This window comes from Mesorhizobium sp. RCC_202 (genome assembly GCF_041355295.1).
Classification (GTDB): Bacteria; Pseudomonadota; Alphaproteobacteria; order Rhizobiales; family Rhizobiaceae; genus Mesorhizobium.
Genome location: NZ_JBFUPO010000010.1, coordinates 230,386 through 243,368, shown reverse-complemented (window position 1 = coordinate 243,368; position 12,983 = coordinate 230,386). Strand labels below are relative to the sequence as shown.

Annotated in this window: 10 protein-coding genes; 3 read left to right on the top strand and 7 right to left on the bottom strand. The window is 64.0% G+C overall.

Translation table 11 applies throughout. The features are described from left to right. Positions 1 to 46: 46 nt before the first annotated feature. The 3 genes from AB6802_RS23235 to AB6802_RS23225 all read right to left on the bottom strand — a co-directional run bounded on the left by AB6802_RS23235 (position 47) and on the right by AB6802_RS23225 (position 4,072). Positions 47 to 1,603: an amino acid permease gene (locus AB6802_RS23235; RefSeq protein ID WP_371012518.1), complete on the bottom strand. Its 1,557-nt coding sequence runs from the start codon at positions 1,601 to 1,603 to the stop codon at positions 47 to 49. Positions 1,604 to 1,691: 88 nt separating this feature from the next. After that, entirely contained in the window at positions 1,692 to 3,233 is a 1,542-nt protein-coding gene (locus AB6802_RS23230) for an amino acid permease (protein WP_371012517.1), read from the bottom strand. 20 nt (positions 3,234 to 3,253) lie between these two features. Further along, the gene (locus AB6802_RS23225; protein WP_371012516.1) at positions 3,254 to 4,072 is read right to left on the bottom strand and encodes an N-formylglutamate amidohydrolase; all 819 of its coding nucleotides are present in this window, start codon (positions 4,070 to 4,072) and stop codon (positions 3,254 to 3,256) included. A 144-nt stretch (positions 4,073 to 4,216) separates the two neighbouring features. Here AB6802_RS23225 and AB6802_RS23220 point away from each other — a divergent pair, with 144 nt between their 5' ends. The 3 genes from AB6802_RS23220 (at position 4,217) to AB6802_RS23210 (ending at position 9,541) form a co-directional block, all read left to right on the top strand. Further along, positions 4,217 to 5,041 (top strand): MurR/RpiR family transcriptional regulator, encoded by an 825-nt coding sequence (locus AB6802_RS23220; protein WP_371012515.1) that lies wholly within the window; start codon positions 4,217 to 4,219, stop codon positions 5,039 to 5,041. A gap of 229 nt (positions 5,042 to 5,270) precedes the next feature. Then, on the top strand, positions 5,271 to 6,413 hold the full coding sequence (locus tag AB6802_RS23215) for an efflux RND transporter periplasmic adaptor subunit (protein WP_371012514.1): 1,143 nt from the start codon (positions 5,271 to 5,273) through the stop codon (positions 6,411 to 6,413). Continuing rightward, positions 6,410 to 9,541, top strand: a complete 3,132-nt coding sequence (locus AB6802_RS23210) for an efflux RND transporter permease subunit (RefSeq protein ID WP_371012513.1) — start codon at positions 6,410 to 6,412, stop codon at positions 9,539 to 9,541. The genes AB6802_RS23215 and AB6802_RS23210 overlap by 4 nt, the downstream gene beginning before the upstream one ends. On the opposite strand, the gene AB6802_RS23205 is transcribed toward AB6802_RS23210, so the two are convergent. Genes AB6802_RS23205 through AB6802_RS23190 form a run of 4 tightly spaced genes read right to left on the bottom strand, consistent with a single transcriptional unit; the run spans position 9,542 to position 12,885 of the window. Next, positions 9,542 to 9,952, bottom strand: coding sequence for a GtrA family protein (locus tag AB6802_RS23205; RefSeq protein ID WP_371012512.1), 411 nt, complete (start codon positions 9,950 to 9,952; stop codon positions 9,542 to 9,544). Continuing rightward, complete coding sequence (locus AB6802_RS23200) at positions 9,949 to 10,767, bottom strand: ChbG/HpnK family deacetylase (RefSeq protein WP_371012511.1); 819 nt, start codon at positions 10,765 to 10,767, stop codon at positions 9,949 to 9,951. The genes AB6802_RS23205 and AB6802_RS23200 overlap by 4 nt, the downstream gene beginning before the upstream one ends. Then, positions 10,764 to 11,732: a glycosyltransferase family 2 protein gene (locus tag AB6802_RS23195; protein WP_371012510.1), complete on the bottom strand. Its 969-nt coding sequence runs from the start codon at positions 11,730 to 11,732 to the stop codon at positions 10,764 to 10,766. Before AB6802_RS23195 ends, AB6802_RS23200 begins: the two co-directional genes overlap by 4 nt. Continuing rightward, complete coding sequence (locus tag AB6802_RS23190) at positions 11,725 to 12,885, bottom strand: glycosyltransferase 87 family protein (protein WP_371012509.1); 1,161 nt, start codon at positions 12,883 to 12,885, stop codon at positions 11,725 to 11,727. Before AB6802_RS23190 ends, AB6802_RS23195 begins: the two co-directional genes overlap by 8 nt. Positions 12,886 to 12,983: the final 98 nt, after the last annotated feature.

Genomic DNA, 12,983 nt, shown 5'->3' with positions numbered 1-12,983 from the left:
GAAGCCTTGGCCGGCGGGGCGCCGGCCAAGGCCATTAAACGAAGTCTCAGTGGCTGGTCTCGCCGACCGCCTGTTCGGCCGCTTTGATCGCCGCCTGACGCGCGGCGATGATGTCGCCGAGCGGTGGGCCCTGGAAGCGGTTGCGCTCGAAGGCGAACCAGACGATCGCCGTCAGGATAAAGAACCCGACGGTGATGTAGAGCGCCCAGTCGTTCGGCGGCTGGATGCCGATCACGAAGATCAGGATCATCGACACGATCGACAGGAAGGCAAACAGCATGAAGACGCCGCGGCCCAGATTCCACGGACCCATCTTGTCCCACTTCGGCGTGCCCCAGGCCAGCATGCCGAGCACGATCGGCATGGTGAAGGACAGGAACAGGAAGATGACCGTGCAGGACACCACGATGGTGTAGGCCGAGGTGCCGGCGACGGAAACCAGCGTCGAACCCCAGACGAACAGCACCGACAGGATCGACGCCGTCCAGATTGCCGCCACCGGCGTGCGATAGGTCGGGCTGACCTTGGCGAGCGCCGAGGAGCCGGGCAAGCCGCCGTCACGCGAGAAGGCGAAGATCATGCGCGAGGCCGACGTCACGGTCGCGAGGCCGCACAGCAGCTGCGAGACGAACACGACGAGATAGACGAACTCCTTGATGCCGGAGGGAACGCGCTGGTCGAAGGCCCAGAAGAACACGTTCCAGCCCTGCTTGGCGGCATCGTCCATGTTGGGGAGCATCAACACGAAAGCGGCCAGGAACAGATAGCCGAAGATGGCCGACCAGATGACCGACATCACCATGGCGCGCGGCACGGAAGAGGCCGCCTTGATGGTTTCTTCCGACGTGTGCGCGGAAGCGTCGTAGCCGGTGATTGTATAGATCGGCAGCAAGAGGCCGAGCGCGAACACCCAGGCATTCGACACCGACGGCCAGACACCGCCGCCGGCGTCGCCTGAGTAGTTGTGGAATGTGAAGAGACGGCTGACATCCCAATGCTCGGCGAAAATCAGGCAGACCACCGCGATCAGGATCGAGCCGAAGAAGATCAGATAGCCCGAAAAGTCGGTCAGCTTCGCCGTCAGCTTGATGCCGAGATGGTTGATCAGCGCCTGGGCGCCGGTGATGATGACCAGGAAGATCATCTGATTGGTCAGAGTGCCCTCGATGCCGAGCGCCGGCCCGAAGGCGCCGACGAAGAACGTCCAGGTGCCGACATTGATGGCGCCGAGAACGGTGATCAGGCCGAGCAGGTTGAGCCAGGCCGTCACCCAGCCGGTGCCGCGATTGCCCAGGATCGAGCCCCAGTGATAGAGGCCACCGGCGGTCGGATAGGCCGAGCTGATCTGCGACATGGCGACCGCGAAGGTCAGCGACACGAAGCAGCCGACCAGCCAGCCGACGCCGATGCCGATGCCGCCGGCTCCCGACGTGCCTTGCGCCAGCGAATTGATGCCGCCCGACAGGATGCAGATGATGGAGAAGGAAACCGCGAAATTCGAAAAGCGGCTGAGACGCCGCTCCAGTTCCTGGGCGTAGCCCATACTGTGGAGGGCTTTTACGTCCTCCGCCTTGTCTGAATCCGTATAACCCGGCGTCGTCATATTGGAATTCCCCTATGGTTCTTGGCTGACCGGTCCTGCACATCGATGCCCGATCGACCTGAGCCGATCGGGCGATTTTGCGCTGCCGCTAGCCGGCTGTCTGGCCGACGGCCTTTTCCGCGGCTGCGATCTCCGCCGCGCGTCTGGCAATGTCGGCGCCGATCGGCGGACCCTTGAAGCGGCGCGATTCGATACCGAACCACAGAACCACGAGCAGAATGATCAGCCCGATGGCGTAGTTGATCAGGATGTCGAAGGGCGGCTGGATACCGGCATACATCAGCACCAGAACACCAAGCACGGTGATGATGGCGAACGGCTTTGACCAGATGCCGAGGCGGAACGGGCCGAACTCGGTCCAGCTCTTGCCTTCCGCCAGAAGCCCAGCTGCGATCGGCATGGCGTAGGAGACGTAAAGGAAGAGAGCGCAGCCGGCTGCCAGCGCCGCGAAAGCCGGCGAGTAAAGCGTGGCGGCAATCGACAGCACGACGCCGAGCCAGATGGCAGGCACCGGCGTGCGCCAGGTCGGCGAAACCTGCTTCCACAGAGTCGACCCCGGCAGACCTCCATCACGCGAGAAAGCGAAGATCATACGCGAGGTCGAAGTGAGGCCGGCCAGCGCGCACAGATAGTTCGACAGCACGATGGCGATGCCGAGCAGAGCCTTGAGCCAGGTCGGCGCCGGCAGGTTGTTGAACAGGTTGAACCAGGCATTGCCGCCATCCTTGGCCGTCGCCACCAGATCCGGGCTGGCAAGAACGAAGGAAACAGCCATGACGAAGCCGAAGACGAGAGACCATAGCACAGCATGGATCATGCCCCTCGGCACCGCGACACGGGCGTTGTGCGTTTCCTCGGCGGTGTGCGCCGAAGCATCGAAGCCGGTGATCGTATAAAGCGGATAGAGAAGGCCGATCAGGAAGGCCACAAAGGCCGTACGAGCCGTCGGAACATAGCCGCCGCCGGGATCGCCGGTCGTGTTGACGAACGTCGTCAAGCGCGAAAGATCGAAGCCATGCGCGCCCCAGATCAGGAACGTCAGTGTCAGCACGACCGCGACTACGAGGATGAGGTAGCCCGAAAAGTCGGTCAACATCGTCGTCGTCTTGATGCCGAGATGATTGAACAGGCCCTGGGTGACGGTAATCAGGACGACTGCGATCGTCTGCTGCCAGAAGCCCCAGGTCGAGGTGTCCCAACCGAAGATCGGACCAGCGACGAGCCCTTGAAACAGCAGATAGACGCCGACATTCACCGAAGCGACGACGAAGATCAGGCCGAGCAGATTGATCCAGGCCGTAGCCCAGCCCCAGCCGCGGCCACCGAGAATTGAGGACCAGTGGTAGAGGCCACCAGCCGTAGGATAGGCCGAGCCGATCTGGCCGAGCGAAGCGGCGACAACAAGGGCGAAGACACCGCCGATGACCCAGCCGATGGTCGCCTCGAAACCGCTGCCGGTGCCCATGGCCAGCGGGAAAGACGTAATGCCGCCGGCCAGAATGCAAATGATCGAGAAGGATATGGCGAAGTTGGAGAAGCCGCTCATGCGGCGGGCCAGTTCCTGGGCGTAGCCCATGCTATGGAGGATCTTTACATCCTCCGACTTGTCTGAGTGGTCCGGTGCTGCCATTTGAATTCCCCTTTAATTTTTTAGCTGGCCGATTGTATTGAGTTTCCCATTGCGCGTTGTCGGGAGCCGCCGACTTGCTCTGGCTCCAGATTCGAAAAAATGCCGGTGAGCAGATCCGCCCATTTCCGCTGCCCGGTCTCGCCGGAGATTTCGTCGTTGCGGATTTCGATCATCGCGCAGGCAAGGCCGCGCGAACGCGCGTGCCGTTCCAGCGTGAAATAGACGCGGTCGGCCGGCGAATAGGGTTCGTTGACGCCGACAGTGACGCCGGACAGCCGCCGCAGCGCGCCTATCAGCGGCGTGGCCAGCCGGCCGTCCTCGTCGTGGATGATGCCGATATGCCAGGGCCGGTTCTTACCCTTGTAGACCGGGGTGAAGGAGTGGACCGATACCAGCCGCGTTTCCTGGCCGCGCGCCAGCCGCTCCTCGATGACATCGGCAATCGCGCCGTGGAACGGGCGCCATGCCAGATCGACGCGCGCCGCGCGCTGCTTGTCCGACAATCCGGTGTTTCCCGGTATGGCTGTCGTCTCGCTGACCGGCGGCACGAGATCCGGCGCGTCGAGCGGCCGGTTGCAGTCGATGACAAGGCGCGACACGCGCGTCTCGATGAGAGTCGCGTCGAGCGCCTCGGACATGCGGCTGGCGACAGGTAACGCGCCGGGATCCCAGGCAATGTGACGGGAAAGGTCTTCGACCGGCAGGCCGAGCGTTCCGAATTCGGCGGGCAGGAAGTTCGAGGCGTGGTCGCAGGTGAACACGAAGGGGCTGGATCCGCCGGGGTTGGTCACCCGTACGGTCTCAGACGGTGCAAGGCTGGCGGGCCGTGCTTTCTCCATTATCGTCCCCTGGGGAACGCTGTACCGTATGTTACGTATTTTGTCTCATTGCGTCCCTGCGGATGATTTCATACACTTTGCCCGGCTTTGTCAAACGCGAATTCCGAAAACGGCGTCGACGGGTCCAAGGGGCGGGGGAAAACCATGATTTCCAGCATTGCCGAACTGATTTCCGACCGCATCGGCACCATGCCGGCGGGCGAGCGTCGCGCCGCGCAGACGCTGATCGCCAACTATCCGCTGACCGGGCTGAAGACGGTCGCCGAGTTCTCCGCTGCGGCCGGCGTCTCATCGCCGACGATCCTGCGTTTCGTCGCCCGGCTCGGTTTCCAGAACTATCCCGAATTCCAGTCGGCACTGCAGGACGAACTGGCGGCGCAACTGCAATCACCGGCGACACGCACGCTCAACCCGTCTTCGGCCGCCGGCGCCGCTTCGCCAATGCTGGAAGCGACCCTCGACAACATGCGCGAGACCTTCCGACATCTGTCCGAAAAGCAGCTCGCCGACATAGCCGCGACGCTTGCGGACCGGCGCGGCAAGACCTTCCTGATCGGCGGCCGCTTCACCGACCCACTGGCGCGCTACATGGCTGCTCACCTCGCCATCATCCAGCCCGATGTCCATCATCTCGCCGGCCAGGAAAGCATCTGGCGCGACCGGCTGATCGACATGGGCAAGCGGGACGTGCTGGTGACCTTCGATATCCGCCGCTACCAGGAGAGCCTGATCCGCTTCGCCGAGAAGGCCCATCAGCGCGGCGTCCAGATCGTGCTCTTCACCGACCAGTGGCTGTCGCCGATAGCCCGCTTCGCCCGCCACGTCATTGCCGGCCGCACCGCCGTTCCCTCGGCCTGGGATTCATCGGCCGCGCTCTTCGTCGTCGCCGAAACGCTGATCGGGGCCGTGACCCGGCGGCTCGAGGCGGACGGCGCCAGGCGCATCCGCGATCTGGAGAATCTGCGCTAGCCTGCACTCGTTGAATCCTTGCCGATTGGCAGCAACTGAAGCCCGCAGAACCAACGATCCGGTCGCAACCGGCTTCAAATTACCGAGATTTAATGTGCACGATTGCGTGATAATTGCCATAAACCGCTGATATCGCGGCATGGCGTGGCCGGCTTTGACCCAGTCCGCATCGTCGCTGCGCCTGTTCCCGCCTGGAACCGGGCGGACGAATTTTGCCGCTGGAGTGTCGATGCCGAGCTGGAAACAGATTGTTCTTGCGCTTGTGATCGTGACCGCCGCAGCTGCCGCCTGGGCGCATTTCTATCCCGGCGCGCCTGAGGTGCTGGCACGCTGGGGCATCGGCTCGACCCCGCCGGCTGAGGAAACCGCCACTGTCGGCAGCAACCGCAACCGCGCCGGCCAGATTGTAACCATTGTCGCAATTCCCGCCGGCACCGCCACCATCAACGATAGGCTGCAGGCGATCGGTACCGGCCGCGCCGATGCCTCGGTGACGGTCAACCCCTACAGTTCCGGCCGTCTGGCCGAGTTGCTGGTCGAATCCGGCAGCCATGTCGACAAGGGACAGATCCTTGCAACGCTCGATTCCGAGACCGAGATCATCTCTCAGGACCGAGCCAAGCTCGCCTTGCAGGACGCGCAGTCCAAACTCGATCGCGTCAAGTCGCTGCGCGCCTCCAATGCCGCGACGCCCGTCGCCGTTGCCGATGCCGAAGTGGTGCTTGCGGGCGCCAAGCTGGCGCTTCAGGATGCCGAACTTGCCCTGCAGCGCCGCTCGATCCTGGCGCCGATTGCCGGCACCGTCGGCATCCTGCCGATATCCGCCGGCAACTACGTGACCAACCAGTCGGCGATCGCCACGCTCGACGACCGCTCCTCGATCCTTGTCGACTTCCAGGTGCCCGAGCGCTTCGCCGCTTCGGTCAAGGTCGGCGCGCAATTGACCGCGACGCCGATCGCCAATCCGAGCAACGCCTATAGCGGCACCGTCTCGGCCATCGACAACCACATCGATGAAAAGAGCCGCACGCTGCTGGTCAAGGCCAAGATCGCCAATCCGGCCGATTCGCTGCGCGCCGGCATGTCGTTCTCGATCACCATGAAATTCCCCGGCCAGACCTATCCGGCGGTCAGTCCGCTGGCGATCCTGTGGGGTTCCGACGGCGCCTATGTCTGGCAGATCGAGGACGGCAAGGCCAAGCGGGTGCCGGTGCGCATCATCCAGCGCAACACCGAGACCGTGCTGATCGATGCCGAGATCGACAATGGCGACATGGTGGTCACCGAAGGCACGCAAGGCGTCAGCGAGGGCGGCGCGGTGCGCATCGCCGGTGAGCAGCAGCGCCCCGCCAACGCCGCCGAAGGCTCATGACCGCACCCGTCAACACCGCCAGCGAGACCGGCTTCACCGCGCTCTTCATCCGTCGGCCGGTCATGGCCTTCGTCTTGAACACGCTCATCGCCGTTGCAGGCCTCGCCGCCTTCTACGGCGTCGAGATCCGCGAATTGCCCGACGTCGATCGTGCCGTCGTGACCGTTTCCACCACCTTCGAAGGTGCGGCGGCCGAAACCGTCGACCGCGAACTGACCGACACCATCGAGGGCGCGGTTGCCCGCGTCTCCGGCGTCAAGTCGATCTCGTCGTCCTCGTCCTTCGGTTCGAGCCGCGTCACCATCGAGTTCAACGACGGCGTCGATCTCAACGTCGCCGCCTCCGACGTGCGCGATGCCGTCGGCCGCGTCGCCAACCAGATGCCCGAAACCGCCGATCCGCCGCGCATCGTCAAGGCCGATGCCAATTCCGACGCGGTGATGCGGCTGGCGGTGACCTCGGACAACATGTCGATCCAGGACATGACGGTCGTGGTCCAAGACCAGATCGAGGACGAACTGGCCGCCGTGCCCGGCGTCGCCGACGTCCAGGTCTATGGCGACCGCGACAAGATCTTCCGCATCGACGTCGACCAGAACAAGCTCGCCAGCCTCGGCTTCACGGTTGCCGATCTGAGGGCGGCCCTTGCCTCCGTCGCCTTCGATTCGCCTGCCGGGTCGATCACCACCACCAACCAGGATCTGATCGTACGCACGACCGCGGACGTGACGACGCCCGAGGAATTCGAAGCTATCGTCATCGGCGGCACCACGCGCATCCGCGACGTCGCCACCGTCACCCTTGGCCCCGATGTCGGCCAGACGACGCTGCGCTCGGATGGCAAGACCGGCATCGGCATCGGCATCATCCGCCAGGCCGAATCCAACACTTTGGATATTTCGACCGGCGTCCAGGCCGCCGTCGCCAAACTGCAGGAAAACCTGCCCAAGGGCATGGCGATCAAGATCACCAGCGACGACGCGGTCTTCGTCAAGGGCGCCGTGCATGAGGTCGAGATCGCGCTCGGCCTGTCTGTCACCATGGTGCTGATCGTCATCTACGTCTTCCTGCTCGACTGGCGCGCCACGCTGATCCCCGGCCTGTCGATGCCGGTCGCCATGATCGGCACCATCGCCGCCATCTATCTGGCCGGCTTCTCGGTCAACATTCTGACGCTGCTTGCCCTGGTGCTGGCGACCGGCCTTGTTGTCGACGACGCTATCGTCGTGCTCGAAAACATCGTGCGACGGCGCAACGAAGGCATGGGGCCCCGCGCCGCCGCCGTGCTCGGCGCGCAGGAAGTGTTCTTCGCCGTTGTTGCCACGACATTGACGCTGGTCGCCGTCTTCGTGCCGATCTCCTTCCTGCCCGGCCAAACCGGCGGCCTGTTTCGCGAATTCGGCTTCGTGCTTGCCATGTCGGTGCTTTTATCCTGCGTGGTGGCGCTGACGCTTTGCCCGATGCTCGCCTCGCGCATGCTGACGAGCGCCTCGCTCCACCACGAAGGCGGCCATGGCTTCGGCGCCCGCATCGGCGGCGCACTCAACGCCGGCTACAAGCGCGGCCTGCATGCCTGTCTCGACGCGCCCTGGGTCGTGGTTCTGGTCGCTGTGTTGTTTGCCGGCACCGCCTTCACCTTGTTCGGCGCCATCCGCCAGGAACTGACGCCGACCGAGGACCGCGCCGCCGTGCTGTTGCGCATCAGCGCTCCGCAAGGCGTCAGCCTCGATTACACGACGCAGCAGATGCAGAAGATCGAGAAACTGATCCAGCCGATGCGCGATTCCGGCGAGATCCGCGCCACATTCGAGAATGCCGGCCAGAACGGCTCCTACAATTCGGGCTTCATGGTGATGACGCTGGCGCCGTGGGACGAGCGCAGCCGCAGCCAGCAGGAAATCATGGCCGAGATCAGCCAGCTGACCAAGCAGGTGCCGAGCGTGCGTATCTTCCCGGTCCAGCCCAACAGCCTCGGTATCCGCGGCGCCGGCAACGGCCTGCAATTCGCCCTTGTCGGCAACGACCGCAAGGCGCTCGGCGACGCGGCGGTGAAAATCATCGCCGAGATGCAGAAGGATCCGCGTTTCCAGACGCCGCGCCTCTCCATCGATCCGACGCAGCCGCAACTCGCCGTGGCCATTGACCGCGAGCGCGCCTCCGATCTCGGCATCGACATAACCGGGCTGGCCAACACCATGCAGGCCATGCTCGACGGCAATGATGTCGTCGACGTCTACATCGCCGACCGCAGTTATGGCGTGAAGCTGGTCTCGACCACCAATCCGATCAACGATCCGACCGACCTGGAAAACGTCTTCCTGAAGACGGGCGACGGTCGCTTCGTGCCGATGTCGACCATCGCCACCTTGACCGAACGCGCCGTGCCGCCATCGCTGTCGCGCGAGCAGCAGCAGCCGTCGGTGGCGATCACCTCCAACCTTTCAGGCAATTTCGCGCTCGGCGACGCGTTGACCCGCGCCGAGGAAATCGCCACGCCGCTGTTGCCGCCAGGCAGCCGCATCCTGCCGCTGGCCGAGGCCGCGACGCTGGGCGAAACCAACAGCGCCATGGTGACCATCTTCGGCTTCGCGCTGGTCATCATCCTGCTTGTGCTGGCGGCGCAGTTCGAAAGCTTCGTCAGCGCCGTCATCATCATGGCGACGGTGCCGCTCGGGCTGGCCTGCGCCATCTTTGCCTTACTGCTGTCGGGCACCAGCCTCAACGCCTACAGCCAGATCGGCCTCGTGCTGCTGGTCGGCGTCATGGCCAAGAACGGCATCCTGATCGTCGAATTCGCCAACCAGCTGCGCGACCGCGGGCTGGGCGTGCGCGAGGCGATCGAGCAGGCCTCGGTCATCCGCTTGCGGCCGGTGATGATGACCATGATCTGCACCATCCTTGGCGGCGTGCCGCTGGTGCTGGCGGCGGGTGCCGGCGCCGAGGCACGCGTGGCGCTCGGCTGGGTCATCGTCGGCGGCCTTGGGCTCGCCACCATCTCGACGCTCTTCCTCACCCCCGTCGCCTATCTGCTGCTCGGCCGCTTCGTGACGCCCAAGACGCATGAGGAAGCCCGCTTGAAGCGTGAGCTCGAGGAGGCGGCCGACACCAACATCGAGCCCGCGGAATAGCTATTTCAGCAGCCGGCCTTCGATCGACCAGCGCGCCGACAGAAAATTCAGCACAGCGGCCACGATCAACCCGCCAATCTTGGCCGGCCACACGCCGAGAGCTCCGGCCAGCACGGCGATCGAAAGGCTGGAAACACCCAGCGAAATCAGCGCGCCCAGCGAGACGAAGCGCAGGAACGAATGGTGCAGCCGGATGTCCGGGTCCCGTTCGAACGACCAGAACCGGTTCGCCACAAAGGAGAAAAGGACGGCGACCAGCCAGGCCGCGACATTGGCGGCCAAAGGCGGCATGGCGAGCTTGAGCAACAGGAAAAATGCGGCAAGGTCGATGCAGGTGTTCGCCAGTCCCACCAAGGCAAAGCGGACGATCTTGCTGCCGGTCGAACGTTGCGTCTGGCCGGCGTCGCTCATGCGCCGCCGTCCATGACGCGGACTCCGGCCCGGTCCAGGCTGGCGCCAAAATCATCAGAGCCCAGAACCGCGAACTCGACCTCACGCGCCCCTTGCATGACGTCTCGTGCCCGCAGCGTTTCGTCGACATGGCCGGGATGGCACATGAACAACCCTTGCTCCGGCAAGCTCGCCAATGCGGCGTTCAGCGCCGGAGCGAATTTCTCCGGCTGCCGCCAGTCGTAGATGCCGCAAAGCGGTGTCATGACTGCAAAGCCCGCGCGTTGCATCGCTTTGTTGAAGCCCGCGGCCAGGGCCGCGATCGCGGCGATCTTGGCCGCCGCGTCGAGGCCGACAAGTGCTGGCGCGCCGCGCAGCGCCGGCTTGTCCGCGGCCGTCGCGAAACGCGTCAGCAGCCACTTTCGCACCACCGGCAGGAAATGCACGTGCTGGTGCCCGTCAATGAAGTCTGGCGGGCCTCCCAGCGCTTCGATGAAGCGGTCACACTGGGCGTCGAGTTCGGCATGCACGTCGCGCGCGTCGATGCGGCCGCGCCGGATCGGCAGCGCCAGCGAGCCAAGCGGCGGCAGCCTGCCTTCCGGCGCCAGGCTCGACGAACCGGTGACGGCGACCTGATCGGTGAGGGTCAGATGCAATCCGACCGCCGCCCTTTCGCGCAAAGGTCTTATGCGCCGCGCCTCCTCTTCCCATTCGGGAAAACCGGTCATGCAACTGGTGCCCGTCAGGCGACCGCGATCGATGAGGTCGAGGATCGCCTTCGATACGCCGGGCGCCAGGCCGTAGTCGTCGGCGATCAGGCGGATCGATCTGGTCATTTGCTGGAGGCGGCCTGTTCGGCGGCATCGCCATGCAGGACATCGCGCACGATATAGACCGGCCGGTCCTTGCTTTCACTGAGTGTGACCCAGACATATTCGCCGATCAGGCCGAGCAATGTGAGGTTGAGCCCGCCCAGCAGCACGACGGCGACCATAAGGCTCGGGTAGCCGGGCACGGAGATGCCGTAGAACAGCACCTCGAAAAGCACCTTCACGCCGTAGGCCAGGCCGGCAAGCGCCGCCAGCAAGCCGATGAGGCTGATGATGCGCAGCGGGATCACCGAAAAGGAGGTGAACCCTTCCAGCGAAAAAGCGATCAGGTTGAGCCGATTCCATTTCGATGTGCCGCTCACCCGGTTCTCGGGCGTGTAGAGCATCGCTTTCTGGTTGAAGCCGGCCCAGGCGAACAGGCCCTTGTTGAAGCGCCGCTTGTCGCGCACGCTGATCAGGGCCCGCACCACGGCGGCGCGCATGACGCGAAAGTCGCCGGCATTCTCCGGGATATCGAAGCGCTGGCTGCTGTTGATCAGCTTGTAGAACAGCCGCGCCATCTGGCTGCGCCGCCAACTCGCCTCGCGCCGGTCATTCTGCGCGTAGACGACATCGATATCCGCGTTCTCGACCAGCTCGCCGATCATTGTCAGGCTGATCTCCATCGAATGCTGGAGATCGGAATCCATGATCAGGACCATGTCGCCGCGCGAATGGTCGAGGCCGGCGAGCACCGCCGCCTCCTTGCCGAAATTGCGGCTGAGCCGCACGATCTCCCAGGAGCCGGACAGCGCGGCGGCAAACCGTTCGGCGCCGCCATCGCGGCTGCCGTCGTCGATCAGTATCTTGCGGACAGACATTCCGAAGCGCTCGCCAACCGCCGCTTCCAGCCTGTCGAGCAATCCGACGAAGGCGACCGCGGATTCGGCTTCGTTGAGGAAGGGCGCAATGATGTCGAGCGTTTCAGCCATGCGCGACGGACCTTGTCTCAATCACCTTTTCGCGCCCCTTCACCCAGAACCAGCCGATGAGAGTGCAAGCGATGATGGTGACGCTGATCGGCCGGAACCACGGGTGGAAGAAGTTGTGCATATCGCGGGTAAGGCTGGTTAGACCCGTAAGGAAGAGCAGCACGGCCACAAACCAGCGCATGGATGCGGCTTTCTCGTCCTGCCACAGCAAAGCGACCGAGAGGCCGGCGGGAACCGCCACCAAGGCATAGGTGTTCGGCTCGACGCGCGGGTTGAACACGCACATGTAGAACGCCGCCACCAGGAAAATGGCGAGCCCGCGGACATTGGAGTCCAGCCTGCGGTCGAACTGAAGCACGATCCAAAGCGTGAGCAATGCCGCGATGGCGCGCACGATCGTTGCATCGAATTCAGGGATCAGCAGTCCAATGGAGGCAAAAGGCGCGGTGAAATCCGTCGCAATGAACGGGCCGGTATGGTCGACCGCCATCGAGGTCACCATGCGGAAGAAATCCGCATATTGGGCATTGATGTAGTCCGTGGATGCAAAGGCGTAAGGAATGGCGAGCACGACCGCCACCGCCAGCACAAGCACCGGAATAAGCCGGGGCCGCAGAGCGCCGGCGAGCAGCAGCATGACCAGGGCCGTTGGCTTGGCAATGATGGCGAGCGAAGCCCACAAGAAGGTTTCCGCGCGGCGCCCTTCAAGCGCCGACAGAGTGAGGAGCCAGCACGCGCCGGCCAGCAGGATCGTCGACTGGCCGTTGCGCACCGCGCCGAGTGCCAGCGGCAGCGCCAGGAACAGCCCGTAGGAGAGGCGCCATGCCTGGTCGTCGCCGCCTATCTTGCGCACTTGGCGAACAGCCGCCAGCGTGAGCACGCCGAAGCACAGCAGCCGCCACAAAGTATCGCCGACATAAGGACCAAGCTTCAGCAGCGGGATGTAGAGGGCTGCAAAGGCGGGCGCGTAGAGGTAACCCATCGCCAGTTCGACATGGTAGAGCGGACGGGCCGCGATGAAGGCTTCGGAGCCATTTCGGTAGACGAAAACGACCGAACGGGCATCAGGTGCATGCCAAGCCATGATCTGGACGATCACGAACGCCCCGATCCACAGCCAAAGTCCCAGACGGTCGAAAACCGGTTTGGTCATCGTCATCACCCCATATTCCAGCCAGGATGATTTTTCCCATCATCGTCCGGCTTCAGGGCCGGCGACATATCACGGAGCAATCAGCGCGGCATAGAGCA